Here is a 20,737-nt window from a genome sequence, read left to right as displayed (position 1 = left end):
GTAAAAATTGGACAGTGTTAATTTTTTTCGAATTCTTGTTTTCACAGATTTTCTATAAAATAATTTTAACCCCTCGGATGATAATCTTTGTGAACCTGTTTTATATAATCTCTGTCAATATGAGTATAAATCTGCGTTGTGGAAATATCAACGTGACCAAGCATTTCCTGAACAGCACGCAGATCAGCACCACCTTCAAGCAAGTGAGTTGCAAATGAATGTCTGAACGTATGCGGATGAACTTCTTTTTTTATTCCCGCTAACTTTGCATTGCTGTCAACAATTTTCCAGACCCCCATTCGTGATAGTTTCGTTCCCCTGCTGTTCAAAAATAAAACGTGCTGACTTTTTGCTTTCTTCTCAAGCAATGGTCTGCTGTTTTTCAGATATTCGGTAATCCAGTTAATAGCAGAAGAGCCAATCGGTACAAACCTTTCCTTCGAGCCTTTGCCAAAAACTCTTATCATCTCTTCATTCAAAAAAAGATCTGATATTTTAAGATTAATAAGCTCGGAAACACGAAGTCCGCAGGCATAAAATGTTTCGAGAAGTGCTTTATCTCTCAATCCAAGTTTTTTACTCGTATCCGGCTGGGAAAGTATCGCTTCAATTTCATTGATGTTTAGAACGTTCGGTAATCCTTTACTCACTTTCGGTGCGGATATTTTTTCCATCGGATTTGCTTCAATGTAACTGCTTGCAATTAGATAGCCGAAGAAACCTTTCAACGATGAATAATATCTTGCAGATGACCTGCTGCTCAATCCGAGTTTAGTCAATAAAATAAAAAAGTCATTCAGCATTTTTGAATTTATCTGCGAAGGATCATCAACTCCTGAATCATTCAAAAAGTTCAGTAACGACGTGAGGTCATTTTTATAGGATGCGATTGTATTTTCGGAAAGATTTCTTTCTAGTTTCAGTGATGCCAGGTATTCTCTTAAAAAAACATCCATTATTTGTTTTCAGTTTGAATTCCTTTTTCTGCTTCTTCCTGCTTCGGGTATTTTATTCTCCGGTGATGCTGTCCGAGAAGTATATTAAGGAATTCTTCTTTCATAATTTTTATATCTCTGAAATTGACAGGAGAATCTTCAAGCTGCCTATCATCAATCCTCGATTTAAATATACTATCAATAACATTCTCGACTTTTGTTGGATCCGGATTCTCGATTGACCTGACAGCGGATTCACATCCGTCTGCAAGCATAACAATAGCGGTTTCTTTTGTGTTCGGTTTCGGACCTGGATATCGGAAGTCATCAACTTTTACTTTTTCCTCACCATAAATCTTTTTAGCGCGTTCATAGAAATAACTCATAACCATCCGCCCGTGGTGCATCGGGATAAAATCAATTATCTCCTTTGGAAGTTTATTCTCTTTTGCAAGTTCAATTCCTTCATTAACGTGTTGAACTATCATACTTACACTTTCTTCGGGTGTCAGATTTTCATGAACGTTCTGGTTATTCAATTGGTTCTCCACAAAATTCTGAGGTGAAATTGTTTTTCCTACATCGTGATAGTACGCACCAATTCTTGCAAGTAATGGGTTTGCCCCGATTTTTTCTGCAGCAGCTTCTGCCAGGGTTCCCATCGTCATAGAATGATTGAAAGTTCCGGGTGCCTTTCGGGCAAGTTCTTTTAATAATGGTCTGTCAAAATTCGATAACTCGAGCAATGTAAGGTCTGTTGTTATTTTGAAAAATCTTTCAAAGAAAATTAATAAACCATAAGTGAGAACAGGACTAATCAAAGCATTTGTAGCAGCAAACGCTGATTCAATAAGCATATTATCTACAGTAGCAAACCTCTCAAACCCGAATGCAAAGATTGAAAGTATGTATCCAAGTAAAATGAAAAGAAACGATCTGAATATTTGTGATCGGTTTTTAATATCACGAACCGAATAAACTGCAATGCCGCCTGCTATCAGATTCATAGTCATAAAAGTATAATCATTTCCCCTTAAAGCACCCGTTATTAAAGTCATAATTACAGTGGAATAAAACCCGATTCTTGAATCAAACATAATTGTAAGCAGCATCGACGCAGCGGGGATAAAAATCATATATTGAAGTGGTGCCTGAACTTTTACCTGGTTGATAAGGAATGTAACGAACGAAACAAATAGAATTATTATGACAAACATCAGCAGCTTTTGATTATCATAAAATATTTTTTTCCTGAACAGATATAAATAGGTAACTAGCAGCGATAGAATTAATCCAATATGAAAAAATTTTCCAACTGACTGGAGTATCGACGCACCCTGACCAATCAGATCACCCTTGGCTTCTTTATAAGATTCAATTTTTAGTTTAATGTCTTTTGTAATACGATCATGCTTTGCTATTATTCTTTCATTTTCATTCACAATTCCGGAATACCGGGAAACGTTGTTTTGAGCCTGGGTTGTTTCCTCATCGGTCAGCTCGCTGCTGAACACGATGGTCGGCAGCAGAAAGTGTGTTGTGTATTCCAGCAACGCGGTTTTTATTTCTTCAGTAAATTCTGTTCTTTCAACTCTCTCAGCGATTTCTTTCTTTACCTGATCAAGAAATAAATATTCGCTGATAGGTTCAATCGTATCAAAGTTTCCCTTTCTCAGAGCAATACTGTCTCTTAATTGAGTGCCTGTATCTATGCTAAGTACTCCTGTTACATAGATCGAAGAGAGTGCGTCAACAGCAGCATTAAAAAAATTTTTCAATTGATTACCTGACCGGATCAGATTTCTTTCTTTTATTCTCAGATTTTGAAGAATTAAAAATGAAGGGGTGCTGAGGAACGTTGGATTTGTAACAACTGTTGATTTGGTTTCAATGCTTTCATCTATTGCTTTTATCAAATAAGCATTGTAATTCTTTAACGTTTCTATACTTTTTTGTTTGTTTGTGCTTTCATCCAGGAACACCGGATAAACACTTCTTTTTGCAGCATTGACTTCTTTGCTATAAACTTCATCACTTTTTTTTATCGGAAAGCTGAATGGTGCAATCAGATCATCATACAACCAGATAGCACCTTCGGAGACTTCAAATTCGATAGACTCACCTTTGGGAAACATAATTACGATTAAAATTATTGTTACAAAACCCAATAAGAATTTTGTGAACAACCCTTTTCCACTTTTTTTATTTCCGGGATTATCCATTTTTATCTCTCTTCGATTTTAAAACCATCTCAAAAAACTCAGCAGTTCCATCATCATTATTTGACCTGGTTGTTATGAAATCTGCAGCACTAATTAATTCAGGGATTGCATTTGCAACTGCTGCTTTAATTCCATTTGTTTGAAACATCGGCAGATCATTGTACCAATCACCTAAAACTGCTGCCTGTTGATGCTTCAGCGATAAATGCCTCAACAATCTGCGAAACGCTTTTCCTTTTGAACAGCCTGCTTTTCTGATCTCAAGATAAAAAATATTTTCATTTTTCTTACTTCGAAAATATGAAGTGCTGCAGCCAATTGTATTCGGAAATCTGAATTTATTTTCCATTCTTTTAATTGAATTTTTTATATCGCTTGAACAGACAATTTCAAGCGTATCTGCAATGTAATCTGAATAAGAACCTACTTTCGTATAGATCGCACCATACTTGCTGAGCAGTGAAGGTAATATAGAATTATTTTCCGTATAATAAATAGTGTCTCCATGACAAAGTGCAATATTAATAAGCAATTCTTCCGATAGCTTGATGGCTTTTTGTAAGTGTCGTTTTTTAAGGTATGATTCAAATATTCTTTTATCACTGATATAACTTTTTATCAGAGCACCATCAAGCGATATAATATATCCGTTCAGCGAAAGTTGTTTTGCAATCTCTATCGTTGCAGAATGAAGTCTGCCTGTTGCCAGTGAGATGATTACATTTTCCTTCATCAGCTCCCGGATTAATTTTTTACTTTCAGATCCTATTTCCCCATTATCATTCAAAAGAGTTCCGTCAATATCTGATACGATAAGCTTTAAATTTTTCAGAGATGTAATGTCAATTTCTTTCAACAATAACCGAACCCTTTTTCAATAGCGTCTATAATGAACACCCGGGAAAATTTTTCACTCAAATAAAATTTGAATTACTCTTCAAAATACCACTATTACTTATAGTTAGAGATAATCAACCCTTATTGCGCTATGTTTATTAAAGCACGCTGAGATTATCAGAACTTTTAACTTTTCATTAATGAAAAAATATGGATTTTTGTCTAAATTTGTCGTAGAATATTTTATACTAAATACAAATAGTTCAAGGAATAGATCAATAATGGTAAACTTAGTATGCTGTATCTGATTGGCGCAATAGCGTTACTCATAATTGTTTATGGATTAATACTTTTCTTTAAAAGAGGAAATAAAGAATTCGAGGCAAAATTATCTTTGCGCGAAAAAACCGAACTTGAAAAAATACTTGAAAAGCAGGTTAATGAAGAACAGGCAGTGGATAAAAAAGTTCCTGAAAAGGAAATTCCTGTAGAAGTTCAGAAATCAGAGGATCTCTTTCCAAAGGAAGAACTTATTTTTCCATCAAAAGATATTAATGCTGAAATAAACAGGTATGCTACATATATTGATTTTAATAACTTGAAAGTGCAGAATTCAATAAGGAACGGCGTAGAAAATTTTAATAATCTGGATTACAAGAAAGCTTTAGAAGAATTCAGTCTTGCTATTGAGACTAATCCGCACGAAATTACCGGATTTTACTGCCGTGGGCTAACAAAGTTTCAACTAAAAAATCACGAGAGTGCACTTAGTGATTTTACAGAATGTATAAACTTAAAAATGAAAGAACCAAATGCATTCTATTACAAAGGATTGTCCTACTTTTTTCTCGACGATATGGATAATGCGATTCTTAATCTCAAAAGTTATATAAATTCTGTTAGCGATTCTCCGGAAGCTTATTTTGATCTTGCGCTCTGTTTGAAACAAAAGGAAAATACTTCAGAAGCAATCAATTACCTTTCGAAGGCAATAGAAATTAATCCAAAGTATGAAGTTGCATACCTTGAAAGAGGACTTTTAAAACACAAAATGAACGATGTTGATGGTGGGTGCGCAGATTTGAAAAAGGCTCTTGATTTGGGTTACCTTGGTGCTTTTTATTATGTAAATGAATTGTGTAAGAAAGAAGATTCGTAAAAATTAATTGTATTTAATCTACTTTTTTCAAATCCTGAAACGCTTCATCAACTGTCTGACAAACCGGAAGCACCCTGTCTAACTGAGTAATTTTAATAAGTGCATACACTTTTTCTGATGGCGACGCAATTCGCATTTGCCCATTTGTAGAATTGAGAATTCTATTAGCAACAAGAATAGCGCTGAGACCTGAGCTGTCGCAGCTTTCAACGGAAGATAAATCAAGAATAAATTTTTTTGCACCTTCAACCTTTAAGAGCATAGTAAACTCACCTTTGAGCAAACCTGATATGTTCGTATCGAGTCTTGCTTCGTTCAATTTAAAAATTGTTATCCCTGTTTCTTTTTTTACTTCAAAATTCATCTCAATGTCCTTGAAACATTTTTAAACAATCGATGAGATTTTTGTATGATGTTTCCGGATCATTCTGCTTATTGACAACCTGCAAGTTAAAATATTTATCCGAGTCTGATCTGGAAAAACCAATTTTTACCTGTGAATTAAGCGATCGGGCAATGTAATTATAAAAAAGAACTTCTTCCCTGTTAGCATCTATAATTACATCAAAACGTATATTCGTCAACTTATCAAGTAATTTTTTTGATGGGAGATTTAGTTTAGTTTCATCCTTTACACCATGTTCAACTGCATTTGTTTTAAAATACGGCTGAAGCAAACTAACTCTGTAATCATAAGTCATCACAACAATATTTTTTCGTTGTTCTCTAAGATATTCAAGAATCGGAAAAACAAATCTGAAGTCACTCTCTTTTGCTGGCATCATTACCAGGAAGGAATAGGTCCTAGATAAAATAGAAGCAAAATTCCGTTGACTAAATTCAACAACCGGAGTTTTTTTCCGAACTACAAATCTCGCTGCCTGTTCTTTTAATGCTGCAATCATTTCAATTCTGCTTCGCTTACTTTTTCTATAAATTCAAATTCATTTATAATTTTAATACCCAATGATTTTGCTTTCTCCAGTTTTGATCCGGCTTTTTCACCTGCTAAAACATAATCTGTATTTTTACTAACACTCGAAGACGTACTCCCGCCAAGATTTGATATTTTTTCTTCCGCCGCTTCCCGTGTGAGAGTAGTTAAAGTGCCCGTTAAAACAAATTTTTTATCCTTAAAGAAGTTATCTCCAACAAAAGTAGTTTTAGCATCAGTAAATGTAAACTTTAAGCCAGCCTTTTTCAATTCCTCAATAATTTTTTTGTTATGATTATCACTAAAAAACTTACGTATGCTTTTGCTAATACTTTCACCTATTTCGTGAACACTTGTTATTTCTACTTCATTTGCTGACATTAATTCATCAAGTGATTTAAAATGGGAGACCAGTTTTTTAGCAGCTCCAGAACCAACGTAACGAATTCCTAATGCAAATAGTACTTTATCAAATGGTTTTTCTTTACTTTTTTCAATTGCTTCCAGAAGGTTTGAAACACTTTTTTCTCCAAGCCGATCAATGGCTACCAAGTCATTTTTAAAGTTTTTCAGTTTGTAGATGTCACTATATGTCTTTAAGAATCCTTTTTCAACAAACAAATCGATTAGTGATTCTCCCAAACCCTCGATATCCATAGCACCACGAGATGCAAAATGTTCCAATCTTCCTTTAACCTGATCAGGACACTCTGTGTTTTCACAATAGAATGCGACTTCACCTTCAGGCTTGAATAATCTGGAGCCACAGGCAGGACATTTTTCTGGTGGTTTGGTTTTTTTGGTTCCTGACTTTCTTTTACTCAAATCTACCTGAACTACTTTCGGAATTACATCTCCACCTTTTTCAATTACAACAATATCTCCAACACGAATATCTTTTCTTATTATCTCATCAAAATTGTGAAGAGTTGCACGGCTTATAGTTGAGCCTGCAAGAAATTTCGGTTCAAGTTCTGCAACCGGAGTTACTGCACCTGTTCGACCAACCTGCCAGACAATATCTTTTATTTTTGTTACTGCCTGTTTCGATTTAAACTTAAAAGCAACAGCCCATCGTGGAGCTTTGGCTATGTTTCCTAATTCGTTCTGCTGTTTGACTGAATCAACCTTTATTACTGCACCATCAATTTCATATTTCAAATCTTCCCGCAGAAGTTCAAATTCTTCACAAACTTTAATAACTTCCTCGATATTTTTACACTTCTTGTAATGTTCATTCACTTTAAAACCAAGTTTTTTTAGTATCGAAAGGTTTTCTCCTTGTGATTTGAATTCTTCCTCAAGACTGATCAAACTATAAGTAAAAATATTTAAAGGTCTTTGTGCAACTATTTTGGGATCCTGTAATTTTAAAGTGCCCGCTGTGGAATTTCGTGGATTCGCAAAAGTTTTTTCACCTTTCTGTTCCCGTTCTTTATTCAACTTTTCAAATTCTTCGATCTTCATAAATATTTCACCACGTACTTCGAAGTCATTAAGTTTGAACGGGATTGAACTGTCTTTTTTAATTTTCAAAGGAACTGCTTTTATTGTGCGAACATTAGCTGTGATTTCCTCACCAACAGTACCATCGCCGCGTGTAGAAGCAGTTTGCAACTTTCCATTTACATAATTTATGCTTACAGAAGCACCGTCTATTTTCAGCTCTACAATGTATTCTACCTTTTCTCCGGCAGTAAACGATTCTCTTACTCTTCTGTCAAAATCATATAATTCTTCCTCTGAGTAAGTGTTTGAAAGACTAAGCATTGGAATTTTATGTTCAACTGGTTTGAATTCTTTGGTAAGATCACTGCTTACCCGTTGAGTTGGCGAATCAGTAGTAATTAATTCCGGATGTTGTTTCTCCAGAATTTCTAGCTCTTTGATGAGTTTGTCATATTCGAAATCTGAGATAGTTGGCTGAGCAAGAATGTAGTAGTTATGATCATGTTTCCTGATCACTTCACGGAGTGCTTCGATTCTTTTTTCAATTGAGGTTGACATTTTGCTCAACCTTAATTACGGGGGGTGAATTTAATCTTTGAATACCTTTCCTCGTCACTTCGTAATGTCTTACCGATCCTTTTCTGCCTTCAAAATTCAACTGCTGATTATCCAATTTAAGAAAAATCACACCAGAGTTACCCAAAGTAAATTTCAGATTCTCCCTTGCACGAACTGTTTTTGAGTTTCCAGGATAAAGCAGGAAATCTTCTTTTGTCAAATCATCATGAATAACCATGACCCAGGCAGAGTCCACAGAATCAGTATTAACAAATTGCAAAACAAGACTATCCGTACTTAAAGGAACAAATTCTGAATCAATCTTTTCCTCTTTTGTCTCGTAACGGTTTCTGGTTTCTTCAAGAATCTTTTCATATGGTGCTTCTTCAACAATTATCGTGGATGTTCGATTCACCAACGCAAAGTAAATGATGACGCCAACAAATACTGCTCCTGAGATATAAATTAATATTCTGAGTTTTTTATTAAGATCATCTGGTTTTAATGATGGTTTATTTTCCGGAGGCGCACTATTAAAAACGATTGTTGGCTTTTCGTCAGCAGTTTTGGGCTCAGGTCTGTTTATTTCTATTTTTTGTTCAAGGAGAGATTTAGGTTCGTCATCGTCAATAATTTTGCCTGCAAGTGCATCTTCATATTTCTTGATCGTTTCATTCTCATCAAGATCCACTGACTTAGCAAATTGTTTAATGAATGCTTTTACATATAAGTCGGGTAAAAAACCAAAATTCCCGTTATCTATTGCTTCAAGAAACTTTATATCTATCCTGGTTTTAGCAGCTATTTGCTGAAGAGAAAGTCCTTTTTTCAGCCGCGCCTTTTTTAATTGTTCTGCAAATCTATCAAGCATTTAAATAACTAATTATAATTTCATGAAATCCTTACAAACCTTGCTGCAAAGGCTCCATCTGTTTTATGAATATGAGGCAAAGTTTGGATGCAGCCATTCTCGTCGATTACTTCATCAGGTACTTTTCCCCGCGCACTTTCAAATTTGAAATTTGGATTTTCATTCAGAAACTTTTTTACGATTTCAAAATTTTCTTCAGGTTCAATCGAGCATGTACTATAAACTATTACCCCATTAACTTTCACTAAGGATGTAGCTTTTGCAAGGAGTTTTGACTGCAAAACATTCAGATCACGTATATCAAACAAATTCTTCTTCCATTTGATATCTGGTTTTTTAGAAAAAGTTCCGCTGCCGGAACAAGGTGCATCAACAAGCACTCTGTCGAACGGCAGACTTTTATACTCCAGAGCATCAACTTCAATAATTCTGACACAATCAACACTTAACCTTGTCATATTTTTTTGTAGCAGTTTCAACCGGCTTTCAAACCGGTCAATTGCAACAACTTCACCTCTTGAGTGCATCAATGCAGATATATATGCAGTTTTACCGCCAGGTGCCGCACACATATCAAGAACACGTTGACCTTCATTAACATCAAGAAGCCTGCACGCTAATCCCGCACTCTCATCCTGAATATTGAAATATCCTTTTATATAATATTCCCAGGCAGTTATGTTTGTAAGATTATGCAGCTTGAAAAACTCAGGCAAATAATTTCCCTGATGATATTTTAAGTTCACTTTTTCAAGAAGTGTTTTAAATTCTTCCGGTTTTGTTTTTAAAGCATTGATTCTTAAAGTTAAATATGGTTTTTCATTATTAGCAGCTAACAGTTTTTCTGTTTCTTCCCTGCCGAATCTTGCCACGTATCTTTTGACCATCCAGGATGGATGCGAATAGTATGCAGCAAGATAACCAACGAGGTCTTCTTCCGGATCAGGATATCTTATTGTGTTTTTGCTTCTGATAATATTTCTGAGGACTGCGTTTACAAGATCAGCAGGTTTCTGCCCCTGAAGTTTTTTTACGAACTCAACAACTTCATTTACAGCAGCGTAATCCGGTACTCTATCTAAAAATAATATCTGGTAAAGAGCAACACGAAGAGCATTTTTCAAATTTGGGATTGCTTTTGAAAATGTTCCTTTATAAAAGCCATTTAAAATCCAATCAAGTCTGCCCTGCCATCTGACAACACCATGAACAATTTCGTAGAGCAAGGCTTTATCAGGTCCGCTCATATCCGTGCTTTTCATCTCGTTGTCGAGAAGTCTTTCCAGATAAGCATCCGTCCTGTCAATTCTATTTAAAATTTTGATTGCTAATCCGCGAACTCCCTGATATAAATCTGTTATTGAGTGCGTTTCAATTTTTATTTCTGAATTATTCGTTTCCTGATCCACTAATATCCTCTTTTCGTTCTGTCTTCTTTTGTTAGGTTAAATATTGTTCTAAAAAGCATTTCATCTTCAATTGTAAAACTTTTATTTCTTCTTATAAAAACCGCTTTTGCTGTTTCAATAGCTTTCGCAAGTTTGTATTCCTGCATAGATTCATTTCCACCCCATCCAAAAGATGGAAAATATTTTGGAGGAAAACCAGCACCAAAAACGTTGCTTGAAAATCCGACAACTGTTCCTGTATTGAACATAGTGTTAATTGCTGTCTTTGAATGATCTCCCATCATCAATCCAACAAATTGTTTCCCTGAATTTATTCGTTTGCTATTTACCTGAACTGTGATCGGTCCGTAATTATTTTGAAGATCGCTGTTGTTTGTATCAGCACCAAGATTTATCCAGCTTCCAAGATATGAATGACCAAGAAAACCTGAATGCTGTTTATTTGTGTAAGGTTGAATGATAGTATCCTCAACTTCACCACCAATCTTGCAGACTTTTCCAATACTTACATTCGGATAAATTGTTGCACAGCTTTTTATTCTTGAAGATTCGCCCACGTAAAAAGGTCCCTGAATAACTGCGTTCGGAAATATTGTTACATTCTTTTCAATAAATATCGGTCCCGTTGATGCGTCGAGCACAACGCCAGGCTTTATTTCAACATCTTTACTGATGAAAATATTTTTCTTATTTACAAAATTTACTCCGGGGTATTTTTTCTTCGCAGATGATTTTCCTTTTGTATAAATCTTGAAATCATTCTGAATTTCTTCTCCGTTCAGATAACTAAGATCCCACAAATAATTTGCAACCGGGATATCAACTTCAACTGAGAGGAAATTACTGATTAGTTGTGTATTGATGAATTCAACTTTGTCGAGAGAAAATTCTTTAATCCTTTTAGCAGATACTTTTGCCGCAATAATAACACCACCAGAAACAAAAACTTTTTCTTCCCCGGGTTTTACAAATAAAATATTTTTCAGATTTGAAGGAGCAACAATTCTTCCGTTGATGAATAAATAATCATCGTTATCAAATTGATTTACTTTGCATTTTGGATTTTCAGTTTTTATGAATGGCTCAAGATAGTGCCGGCATTTGAGAACAATTTTTTCTTTAGGGAATGCTCGTATAATTTTCTCTTTGAGAGATGTCATTCCGCAGATTAAATCATAAACCGGTCTTGAGTAGATCAGCGGTTCGAAATCGAGATATTGTTCGTCCTCAAAAATGCAGATGGGCATATAAATTTCTTTTTAATTTTTTGAAATTTAATACTTTTTGAGTTAAGATTTTTGAACTGAAGCTTGCAAAATCTCCGTTTCGGTAACATTGCTGACTGTTGCAGTTTTCCTTGATAAATAAGAATACATTGCAGGTACAATAAACAAAGTGAGGAATGTGGAGAAAATCAATCCGCCAACAACGGCAATACCCATTGAAACTCTGCTTTCAGAACCGGCACCGAGAGCAAGTGCAATTGGTAATATTCCAAGTATGGTTGACAAGCTTGTCATCAAGATTGGTCTTAATCTTGAAATTGCTGCACTGATAACTGCTTCAGTTTTTTCAATTCCTGCAGCTTTTCTTTGATTTGCAAATTCAACAATTAAAATTCCGTTCTTAGTTACAAGTCCAATCAACATAATAATTCCTATCTCACTAAATATGTTCATCGTCTGGTCAAAATACCAAAGAGAAATTAACGCACCAGCCAGAGCAAGCGGCACTGTAAATAAAATTATAAACGGATCTCTGAAACTTTCAAACTGAGCAGCGAGAACAAGATAGATTAATCCGAGTGCAAGAATAAATGCGAACAATAAACTCGATGAACTTTCCTGGAAATCTTTTGAAGGACCATCAAGTGATGTTGCGAATGATTCATCCAGAACTTTATCAGCAATTTCATACATTGTTTCTATCCCTTCACCGAGAGTTTTACCCGGAGCTAATCCGGCAGAAACTGTTGCAGAAACATATCTATTGAATCTGTAAAGCTGAGGAGGGGCACTTTGTTCTTCCGTGAATACAACGTTATCAAGTTGTATTAATTCGCCTTTGTTATTTTTCACATAAGTTGATTTCAGATCGATCGGTGCATCCCTGTTCTCTCTTGAAAACTGACCAATTACCTGATATTGTTTTCCGTCTTTAATAAAGAAACCAAATCTCTGACCACTGAACGCTGCCTGAATTGTTTGAGCAATATCAGCCGTTGACACACCGAGTGCTCTGGCTTTCTGTCTGTCAATACTAAGTTTCAATTCAGGTTTATTGAATTTCAAATTTGCATCAACTACAGTGAAGATAGGATAATTCCTTGTTTCATCTAAAAATTTTGGAAGATATTCTTCAAGCTTATCAAAGTTTGGTGCCTGAATTACAAATTGGACCGGTAATCCACCTCTTCTTCCTCCGATTGTCTGCTGCTGTGTTACGAATGTTCTTGCGCCTGTTAGTTTATTAACAACAGGAGTAATGTCATCCGCAATTTGCATTTGAGTTCTTTTTCTTTTATCAGGCTCAACTAAAATTGCGCCGGCAAATCCTGAATTAACTGAGCTTGATGCACCAAAACCCGGTGATGTGACCGAAAAAATTCCCTCAGCTTCAGTTATGTTATCTTTCATTATCTGGATGAGTTGATCCATATAATGATCCATATATTCGAATGTAGCTCCTTCTTGTGCAACTGCATTAACATTTAGACGACTTCTGTCTTCAATTGGTGCTAATTCAGAAGGAATGTTCGCGAATAAAATCCAAATTAATATAAGGGTAACACCAATACCGGGAAGTGTTAGCCATCTGTGCTGCATAAAACTTGTCAGATGATGTTTGTAAACTGCATTCAGTTTTACAAAGAACGGTTCGGTAATATTGTAGAACCAGTTATGAGTTTCCCTATGTTTTAATATTCTTGAGCTAAGCATTGGTGTAAGTGTCAACGCCACGAAAGCGGAAATGATTACACTTCCTGCAATCACAATACCGAATTCTCTGAACAATCTTCCTGTTAACCCCTGAAGAAAAATTACAGGCATGAATACTGAAGCAAGTGCAACTGTTGTTGAAACAACAGCAAAGAAAATTTCCGAAGCACCTTTTTTCGCCGCTTCAATAGGTTCCATTTTATTTTCAATTTTTACATAAATATTTTCAAGAACGATAATTGCATCATCAACCACGATTCCGATTGCGAGCACTATTCCAAGCAATGTTAAAACGTTGATCGTGAAATCAGCAATATACATTACAAAGAAAGCTCCGATAAGCGAAATTGGAATTGCAATTACAGGAATAATAGTAGATCGCCAGTCTCTCAGAAACAGAAAGATTATTAATACAACGAGCGCGAACGCAACGATAATTGTTTGTTCAACCTCAGTGATGGATTCCCTTATAAAAGTTGTAACATCAAAACCGATTACAGTAGATATATCAGCAGGGAGAGTTTTCTTAAGGATTTCAAGTCGTTTATAAAATTCATCTGCGATTGCAATATTATTAGCACCGGCTTGTGCAATAAGAACAACACCAACCATCGGAATTCCATTCCACTTTAATATTGATCTTTCATTTTCTGCACCAAGTTCTGCATAACCAAGATCTCTCAATCTTACAATTCCACCGGCATCTTCTTTAATGATAAGATCGTTGAACTCTTCCTCGGTTGATAATCTTCCAACCGTTCTGATAGAAAGTTCTGTGTTATCGCCTTCAATTCTTCCTGAAGGCAATTCAATATTTTCACGATTCAAAGCATTGCGAACATCAACTGCTGAAAGGCTGAATGCAGCAAGTTTATTTGGGTCAAGCCAGAGACGCATTGAATATTTTTTCTCTCCCCAGATCTGAACACTGCTGACCCCTGGGATTGTCTGCATTCTTTCCTTAAAAACATTATTTGCCATTTCAGAAAGCTGCAGTAAATTCCTGGTATTACTTTGAATTCCCAGAAACACAATCGGTGTTGCATCTGCATCTGCTTTTGCAACGATTGGTATATCAACATCCGGCGGTAAGAATCTTAAAGCCTGTGATACTCTGTCTCTCACATCATTAGTTGCGGCTTCCAGATCAACATCAATATCAAATTCAACAGTGATTGTACTTCTTCCATCTCTGCTTACCGAAGTTAAACTTTTAATTCCTGCTATTCCGTTTATTGATTCCTCAAGAGGTTCTGTTATCTGACTTTCAATTACATCAGCATTTGCACCAACATAATTGGTTGAAACAGTAATCACCGGAGGGTCAACTGAAGGAAATTCTCTCACTCCAAGATATGTGTACCCAATTACACCAAACACGACAATCACGATTGACATTACAATCGCAAGTACAGGTCTTCGGATACTTGTTGATGATAAACTCATAAAATAATATTATTAATTCAAAGCTTCTAAAAGATGACATTTATTTAAAAAGATGTCATCTTTAATCTCATAAAAAAATGTTAATTAAAATCCGTTAATTTTACTTTTATACCTGGTCTCATCTGAAGTATTCCGGAAGTAATCACTGTATCACCTTCGGTTAAACCAGAAAGTATTTGAACAAATTGTTCTTCCCGCAAACCTATTTCAACTTTTTGAGAATTGACAATTCCTCCTTTATACAAAAACACTGATTGACCTTTCAATTCGGGAACAACAGCAACTGTGGGAATCAGGATTGCATCTTCAGTTTCTTTAAGATTCAATTCAACATTCACAAAAGCACCGGGGAATAAATCTTTATAATTAGTTGAACAAATTGCACGAAGCCGTAATGTTCTGGTTGAAGATTCAATCTTTGGTTCGATTGCATAAACCTTTGCTTTATATTGAAAATCTTTTCCACTAAGTTTAAAAGTCAATTCGTCGCCTATCCTTACCATCGAGCTATACTTTTGTGGGATTGCAAAATCAACTTTCAGATTCGATAGATTCTGAAGTCTTGCAATCACAGTATTAGTAGTAACAAAACTTCCTTCACTCACTTCGCGCAAACCAATAACACCATTGAACGGGGCTCTGATTTCTGTCTTGTCAATTTGTGCTTTTATCAAATCATATTCAGCTTTACTCGATTCAAGATCGTTCAGTGTACTTTCATAATCTTCCTGACTTATCATCTGGTTTTGAGCAAGCTGTTTTTGTCTTGCTTCTCTATCCTGAATTAGTTTTACTTTGGATTCTGCTTTTCTTAATTGAGCCTGAAGATCAGCATCATTAATTTTAACAAGAAGGTCTCCTTTGTGTACGTAAGCACCTTCTTTAAACAATATTTGAATGACTTTCCCGGCAATTTCACTTCGCAACTCTACTTCTTCATTTGCCAGAATTGTCCCGGTTGTATAAACATTGTTACCAAGTCTTTCATACGAAACGATATGAGCTATAACCGGAATTGATTGGTTCATCCCTGCTGAATTATTCCCGGCAATATTTTCACTTCCGGAAGAAAAAATTTTAGGTAAAATTATTATAAGTAGTATAGCAAGAATTGCCAGACCGATTACTAATGATTTAAACTTTTTATTCATCTATTAATAAATTTTATTAGTTAATAAACACTAATTGAAAACCAGAAAAATTTCAATGCCAAAAATAAAAAAAGCCAGTCGAACTGGCTTATAGTAAAACCTTAATTTCTAAATTAATTTTTACTTGATTTCTTAGCAGAATACTTCTTCTGAAATTTCTCAACACGACCTGCTGTATCTACAAGTTTTTGTTTTCCTGTAAAGTACGGGTGTGAACCACTTGATATTTCCAATTTAACAAGCGGATATGTGTTTCCGTCAGTCCATTTTATTGTTTCAGAAGATTTCATTGTTGATCTTGTAAGAATAGCAAATTCACAAGAAGGGTCCTGAAAAACAATTGGTCTATAATCCGGATGAATTCCTTTTTTCATCTTTAAATCCTCGATTTTTATCTTTTTCTTCAAATTTGAGGGCTAAATATAGAAAGATTATAAGGAAATAAAAAGATGAAATCTTGAATAAAATTAAGGCTAAATTAAAAAATCAGCTCTGATTTCAGGCTACTTTTGCTCTTTGTTTGATTTGTTTAAGGATTGAACCTGATCCTTTAATTCGTTCACAACTTTTTGTTGTTCTTCGGTTAACTGGATTTGTCTGAAATTAAGTTCATCCTTTGAAATTTGTCCTGCTGTTGAATCAATCTTACTTTTTACTATTGCGGTTGGTGCATTAACTTCAACAATATTTGAAGCTACCGATACTGAATCAACAACTGTTTCAAAACTTTCGGCAGCATTTTGATCGAGCGCATAGTTTTTTTCAACTGACATACCCTCCATTTTTCCTGATGATTCATCACTTCTCATCATTTTGTCATCACTCGCTTTTAACTCATTTTCTTTTTTTCTTTCCTCAATAACCGGAACATCTTTTACAACTGTCTTTTCTTTAACTTCCTCGTTTTCACTATTTCCCAAACTTCTATAATCAGTTACTTTACCCAGATCTTCCCTTAATTTTGGCTGGATAAGAAATGGATTATCAATTTCTTCAGAATTTGTTTCAACAACAAATATTATTAGAATCGCTGTTGCAATTAATCCGAGAGAAGGAATTAATCTTGTTGGGATAAAAATATTTTCCCAGAAACTTTTCTTTTCTTCATTTTGAAACTTTTCCGAATTAATTTTTCTCTGAAGATTAGCTTCGAAGTTTACCGGAGCTTTTACTTCCTGTAAACCTTTTAAAGTTTTTATCACATCTTCATATTTCTTTTCATCATTTTCCACAATACAACCTATTCTTTATAAATGCCTTTCAATAGTTTTTGCAATTGAGCTCTTCCTCTATTAATTCTCGATTTAACTGTACCTTCATTCACTCCAAGTATTTCAGAAATTTCTTCATAGCTTAATCCCTGAATATCTCGCAAGATCACAGCTTCTCGGTAAGTCTCTTTCACTTTCAATAATGCTTTCTGAATTATTTCATCCTTTATTCCGCTATCAGTTGCAATATCCGGTCTGTAAGTTTCATCCGGCAAATCGTATGTCTGATGCTCTTCTCCGTAATCGCTGATTGAAAAAATATTTTGTCTTCTCTGCCGTCTGTATTCTGTTCTTGCTAAGTTTCCTGCAATAGTATAAATCCAGGTTGAAAATTTTGCCACTGAGTTGTACGCATCTTTATACCTGTAAACTTTTATCATCGTTTCCTGAACAACGTCATTGCAAGCTTCATAATCACCGAGAAATCTGAACACAAAATTGGTTAACGGATTTTTGTACCTCTGAACAAGTATGTTAAAAGCATCTTCCGTGTTGTTCTTCTGGAACTCAAGAATCAGCTCTTCATCCGAAAGTTCACGGAAATTCTTATTCATTAATCCGCTTTTATACCTGTGTTAGTTGAAATTTGTTTCAAAATTGACAGCGTCAAATTAACCAAAATGAATGTTTTACAGAAAAATGCAATATCAATTGTGAAGGATTTCAGCAATAAGGAGAGTAATAACTGTTTTTTCATCTGTTGAAGTAGTTTTAACAGAAACATCAGCTTTCAACAAAGCTCGGAAAACTTCAACAAGCTTTTGATCAGAAAAGAGATTTTTTGCTTTAACATAATTTGGATAATAGAAATGATGTGTGCCAACGATTCGTGCAGCTTCCTGCACCGGAGTGTTTTTAGATTGTAACTCCGGGATTTTTGCAAGTCCCATCAAATATCTCGTAAGCATTGTAATTATAAAAGTCGGCTCAACTCCGTTATCAAGCAGATTGTTTGCAATCAATAGAGATTTTGTTTTATCTCTTACTCCAATTGCATTCTGCAGATCGAAAATATTAAACTGCTTCAGTTCTGATGAAACTTGCTGAATACTTTCCAGGGTAATTTCTTTCTTTTCATTTAAGAAGATGCAAATCTTTTCTAATTGATCTTCAAGCATATTCCTGCTTTCGCCGACAATATCAACCAGCACTTGTGCATTTTCCTCTGATAGCTTTTTCCCTTTTTCTTCAGCCAAACCAATCAGCCAATCAATCAAGTTCTTTCCTTTCAACTCCTTTGCCTCATATAAATACTCATTAGTATCAAGAGATTTGAATGGTTCGCTGTTCAGATTCGTGATCGAGCCGTTGTGGAAGAATGCGATAACCGTAAACTCGGCTGGAGAAGAAGCGTAATCTTTCAGCGGCTTTTTGTCTTTTATTTTTTCTGCTTCTTTTACAATGATTAATTTTTTCTCCGAACCAAATGGAAATGCAGTTGCAAGTCCGAGTATGTCGATGATCGATCTATCTTCGGAATAAATAGTTTCTTTATCAAACTCAGAAAGCAGCAGAGGTTTAAATGCTTCTTCAAGAGTGTGAAGCGCAGCAGTAAGATTATAAGAATCTTCACCAAAGAAATAGTAAATCGGTTTAAACTTACGCTTTTTGATTGCAGTTATTGCTTCGAGTATTGATGGAGCTTTACTCTTTGCCATTTTCCTGCTTCATTTTTTCATATTTCAAGGCACGGCTGAGAAAAAAAGTTAATCCGCCCCAGACTATTCCGATAACTATTAACGCTGTAATGATTGTTAATGTGTTCATATCGTTTTTGAAATTCCAAAACTCAAATTACAAAAACCAAACAAATCCAAAATTCCATTTTCAAAAATCCAAATACGTTCGAATTTGATGCTTGAAATTTCTTTGTGATTTTATTTTTGTTATTTGGTGCTTTCTCTACTTTCGATATTAAAAGCCAATTTATTTACCATATACTTATTTAATAAAACGAATACCACCAGCACGATTGTCCATTGAAAAATTACAGTGCCTAAATTTTCTGAATGAAAAGGATTCCACCATTCTGCATCCCAGCCAATTGATGAAATCAGCCACCAGCTCAACAATGCCACAACCTGGATCGGAACAAGAATTCCAATTACAAAATTATACCACTTCCCAATCTTCACATCACTTCCATAACTATTAATTATTTCAGTTCTGAATTTATTAACACCAAACTTTATTATTGAAAAAGATATAAAGGCACCGCTTAGAATTAATCCCATTCCCCAAACCCAATCCTGGTTAACAAGAAACTTCAAATCAATAGCAGATGGAATTCCAAGAATAAATCCAAGCACTGCTATTATAACTATCGCTTTTTTTCTTTCGTATCCAAAATCTATCATTGTTCTCGTTGAAAGTTCAACCATTGAAATAAGTGAAGTGAATGCAGCAAAAAACAATGCAATAAAAAAACCGGATGCGAATAAAGTATTAATTAAATTACTCCCGGATATCTTCGTGAAAAGAAGCGGAAGATATATAAATGTTATTCCCGTATTTGCCGGACCGGATTGCGAAATCTGTCGCATTGCATCTGCCTGTCCGGTAGACAGGTCAACTGAACCAAGTGCAAATACTGTTGAAAATATGGTTATGCCTGCAAGTAGTGATACACTGTTATTTCCAAAACCGATAAGTGCTGCATTGAGTGAAATATCCTCTTTCCTTTTCATATAGATTGCGTAAGCTAAAATCAATCCCCATCCGGCACCCGTGTCCCATGCATTTTGTGTCAATGCATTCAACCAGACTTTGTAATCGAGTATCACATTCAAATCGGGAGTGAAAAAAAATTTTATTCCTTCAAGTGCATTAGGAAGAGTAATTGCTCGCACAAATAATATGAAGAGAATAATTAATAAAGCTGGCATCATCAGCTTTGTGGTTCGCTCAATTCCGTTCGTTACTCCTTTCACAATAATTACTGCCGCAAAAACTATTACAATAAAATGAAAGAGTAATGGCTGATAGCTGGAAGAAAATTCATTCCAATAAAGTAAATGATCAGAAGTGTTAAACAAGCCGCCCGAGACAGCCGAAAAAAAATATTTCATGCACCAACCAGTTACAACTGAGTAATAGAACATTATCGCAGTTGAAACAAATACAATCCATGCCCCCATCCATCCAAAACTTTTTCCGGCAACTTTTGTTATTGCCCCGACTGGTCCCATTCGTGCTGATTTACCGATTGCAAATTCAGCAATGATTAATGGAACTGACCATATCAATAAAAATATTACCCAGGGAATAAGAAAAGAACCGCCGCCGTTTTGAGCAACTACTCGTGAAAATCTCCAGATGTTACCGGTACCAACTGCGATTCCCAGAGTCGCAATAATTAATGTCCAGCGTGAAGAAAAAAATTCTTGCTGCTTCAAAGTCAGGCCTCACCCAAACCCTCTCCAAAGGAGAGGGCTTTAGAATGTAATAATTTATAACGAATAGATTTGTCAGAAAGATTAACTAGCATTCTCATTCAATGAATAGTGCTTTATTTGAAAAATGTTTTTCTCTTTTTATTCTCCCCTCCTTCGGAGGG

18 protein-coding genes are annotated in these 20,737 nt (G+C 35.2%); 1 reads left to right on the top strand and 17 read right to left on the bottom strand.

Translation table 11 applies throughout. The features are described 5' to 3' along the window. Window positions 1–65: 65 nt before the first annotated feature. Genes xerD through HND39_07450 form a run of 3 tightly spaced genes read right to left on the bottom strand, consistent with a single transcriptional unit; the run spans window position 66 to window position 4,016 of the window. Window positions 66–956, bottom strand: coding sequence for a site-specific tyrosine recombinase XerD (xerD, locus tag HND39_07460; GenBank protein ID QKJ96136.1), 891 nt, complete (start codon window positions 954–956; stop codon window positions 66–68). After that, on the bottom strand, window positions 956–3,157 hold the full coding sequence (locus tag HND39_07455; GenBank protein ID QKJ96135.1) for an HDIG domain-containing protein: 2,202 nt from the start codon (window positions 3,155–3,157) through the stop codon (window positions 956–958). Before HND39_07455 ends, xerD begins: the two co-directional genes overlap by 1 nt. After that, a complete protein-coding gene (locus HND39_07450; protein QKJ96134.1) occupies window positions 3,150–4,016 on the bottom strand; it encodes an HAD family hydrolase in 867 nt (288 codons plus the stop codon). Before HND39_07450 ends, HND39_07455 begins: the two co-directional genes overlap by 8 nt. A 273-nt stretch (window positions 4,017–4,289) precedes the next feature. On the opposite strand from HND39_07450, the gene HND39_07445 reads away from it, so the two are divergent. Beyond that, a complete protein-coding gene (locus tag HND39_07445) occupies window positions 4,290–5,153 on the top strand; it encodes a tetratricopeptide repeat protein (protein ID QKJ96133.1) in 864 nt (287 codons plus the stop codon). A 13-nt stretch (window positions 5,154–5,166) separates the two neighbouring features. Here the strand turns inward: HND39_07445 and HND39_07440 are convergent, their stop codons facing one another. The 14 genes from HND39_07440 to HND39_07375 all read right to left on the bottom strand — a co-directional run bounded on the left by HND39_07440 (window position 5,167) and on the right by HND39_07375 (window position 20,576). Beyond that, window positions 5,167–5,517, bottom strand: a complete 351-nt coding sequence (locus HND39_07440) for an STAS domain-containing protein (GenBank protein ID QKJ96132.1) — start codon at window positions 5,515–5,517, stop codon at window positions 5,167–5,169. 1 nt (window position 5,518) lies between these two features. Further along, window positions 5,519–6,058 carry a hypothetical protein gene (locus HND39_07435; GenBank protein QKJ96131.1) on the bottom strand — a complete coding sequence of 180 codons (540 nt, stop codon included), beginning with the start codon at window positions 6,056–6,058 and terminating at the stop codon, window positions 5,519–5,521. Continuing rightward, entirely contained in the window at window positions 6,055–8,094 is a 2,040-nt protein-coding gene (gene ligA / locus HND39_07430) for an NAD-dependent DNA ligase LigA (GenBank protein ID QKJ96130.1), read from the bottom strand. The genes HND39_07435 and ligA overlap by 4 nt, the downstream gene beginning before the upstream one ends. After that, complete coding sequence (locus HND39_07425; GenBank protein ID QKJ96129.1) at window positions 8,078–8,965, bottom strand: hypothetical protein; 888 nt, start codon at window positions 8,963–8,965, stop codon at window positions 8,078–8,080. The genes ligA and HND39_07425 overlap by 17 nt, the downstream gene beginning before the upstream one ends. Before the next feature lie 20 nt (window positions 8,966–8,985). After that, window positions 8,986–10,380 (bottom strand): 16S rRNA (cytosine(967)-C(5))-methyltransferase RsmB, encoded by a 1,395-nt coding sequence (gene rsmB / locus HND39_07420; GenBank protein ID QKJ97919.1) that lies wholly within the window; start codon window positions 10,378–10,380, stop codon window positions 8,986–8,988. After that, window positions 10,374–11,621: a transferase gene (locus HND39_07415; protein QKJ96128.1), complete on the bottom strand. Its 1,248-nt coding sequence runs from the start codon at window positions 11,619–11,621 to the stop codon at window positions 10,374–10,376. The genes rsmB and HND39_07415 overlap by 7 nt, the downstream gene beginning before the upstream one ends. 42 nt (window positions 11,622–11,663) lie before the next feature. Beyond that, window positions 11,664–14,759 carry an efflux RND transporter permease subunit gene (locus HND39_07410; GenBank protein QKJ96127.1) on the bottom strand — a complete coding sequence of 1,032 codons (3,096 nt, stop codon included), beginning with the start codon at window positions 14,757–14,759 and terminating at the stop codon, window positions 11,664–11,666. Between the two features lie 80 nt (window positions 14,760–14,839). Further along, on the bottom strand, window positions 14,840–15,910 hold the full coding sequence (locus HND39_07405; protein QKJ96126.1) for an efflux RND transporter periplasmic adaptor subunit: 1,071 nt from the start codon (window positions 15,908–15,910) through the stop codon (window positions 14,840–14,842). A gap of 113 nt (window positions 15,911–16,023) precedes the next feature. Then, window positions 16,024–16,284 carry a type B 50S ribosomal protein L31 gene (locus tag HND39_07400; GenBank protein ID QKJ96125.1) on the bottom strand — a complete coding sequence of 87 codons (261 nt, stop codon included), beginning with the start codon at window positions 16,282–16,284 and terminating at the stop codon, window positions 16,024–16,026. Window positions 16,285–16,413: 129 nt separating this feature from the next. Further along, window positions 16,414–17,142: a hypothetical protein gene (locus HND39_07395; protein QKJ96124.1), complete on the bottom strand. Its 729-nt coding sequence runs from the start codon at window positions 17,140–17,142 to the stop codon at window positions 16,414–16,416. Between the two features lie 8 nt (window positions 17,143–17,150). After that, window positions 17,151–17,735: a sigma-70 family RNA polymerase sigma factor gene (locus tag HND39_07390; GenBank protein ID QKJ96123.1), complete on the bottom strand. Its 585-nt coding sequence runs from the start codon at window positions 17,733–17,735 to the stop codon at window positions 17,151–17,153. Window positions 17,736–17,828: 93 nt separating this feature from the next. Next, window positions 17,829–18,839, bottom strand: coding sequence for a DNA polymerase III subunit delta (gene holA, locus HND39_07385; protein QKJ96122.1), 1,011 nt, complete (start codon window positions 18,837–18,839; stop codon window positions 17,829–17,831). Further along, entirely contained in the window at window positions 18,826–18,948 is a 123-nt protein-coding gene (locus tag HND39_07380; GenBank protein ID QKJ96121.1) for a MetS family NSS transporter small subunit, read from the bottom strand. The genes holA and HND39_07380 overlap by 14 nt, the downstream gene beginning before the upstream one ends. 119 nt (window positions 18,949–19,067) lie before the next feature. Next, on the bottom strand, window positions 19,068–20,576 hold the full coding sequence (locus HND39_07375) for a sodium-dependent transporter (GenBank protein QKJ96120.1): 1,509 nt from the start codon (window positions 20,574–20,576) through the stop codon (window positions 19,068–19,070). Between the last annotated feature and the right edge of the window lie 161 nt (window positions 20,577–20,737).

It is taken from the genome of Ignavibacteriota bacterium (assembly GCA_013285405.1).
Taxonomy (GTDB): domain Bacteria; phylum Bacteroidota; class Ignavibacteria; order Ignavibacteriales; family Ignavibacteriaceae; genus IGN2.
Note: the sequence above shows the minus strand (reverse complement) of the source record. Positions and strands in the feature narration are given on the sequence as shown.

What these genes read in the sequence shown, in the direction of transcription:
- xerD (QKJ96136.1), bottom strand. Translation starts at nt 956, where the DNA reads ATGGATGTTTTTTTAAGAGAATACCTGGCATCACTGAAACTAGAAAGA.
- HND39_07455 (QKJ96135.1), bottom strand. Translation starts at nt 3,157, where the DNA reads ATGGATAATCCCGGAAATAAAAAAAGTGGAAAAGGGTTGTTCACAAAA.
- HND39_07445 (QKJ96133.1), top strand. Translation starts at nt 4,290, where the DNA reads ATGCTGTATCTGATTGGCGCAATAGCGTTACTCATAATTGTTTATGGA.
- HND39_07440 (QKJ96132.1), bottom strand. Translation starts at nt 5,517, where the DNA reads ATGAATTTTGAAGTAAAAAAAGAAACAGGGATAACAATTTTTAAATTG.
- HND39_07435 (QKJ96131.1), bottom strand. Translation starts at nt 6,058, where the DNA reads ATGATTGCAGCATTAAAAGAACAGGCAGCGAGATTTGTAGTTCGGAAA.
- ligA (QKJ96130.1), bottom strand. Translation starts at nt 8,094, where the DNA reads ATGTCAACCTCAATTGAAAAAAGAATCGAAGCACTCCGTGAAGTGATC.
- HND39_07425 (QKJ96129.1), bottom strand. Translation starts at nt 8,965, where the DNA reads ATGCTTGATAGATTTGCAGAACAATTAAAAAAGGCGCGGCTGAAAAAA.
- HND39_07415 (QKJ96128.1), bottom strand. Translation starts at nt 11,621, where the DNA reads ATGCCCATCTGCATTTTTGAGGACGAACAATATCTCGATTTCGAACCG.
- HND39_07410 (QKJ96127.1), bottom strand. Translation starts at nt 14,759, where the DNA reads ATGAGTTTATCATCAACAAGTATCCGAAGACCTGTACTTGCGATTGTA.
- HND39_07405 (QKJ96126.1), bottom strand. Translation starts at nt 15,910, where the DNA reads ATGAATAAAAAGTTTAAATCATTAGTAATCGGTCTGGCAATTCTTGCT.
- HND39_07400 (QKJ96125.1), bottom strand. Translation starts at nt 16,284, where the DNA reads ATGAAAAAAGGAATTCATCCGGATTATAGACCAATTGTTTTTCAGGAC.
- HND39_07390 (QKJ96123.1), bottom strand. Translation starts at nt 17,735, where the DNA reads ATGAATAAGAATTTCCGTGAACTTTCGGATGAAGAGCTGATTCTTGAG.
- holA (QKJ96122.1), bottom strand. Translation starts at nt 18,839, where the DNA reads ATGGCAAAGAGTAAAGCTCCATCAATACTCGAAGCAATAACTGCAATC.
- HND39_07380 (QKJ96121.1), bottom strand. Translation starts at nt 18,948, where the DNA reads ATGAACACATTAACAATCATTACAGCGTTAATAGTTATCGGAATAGTC.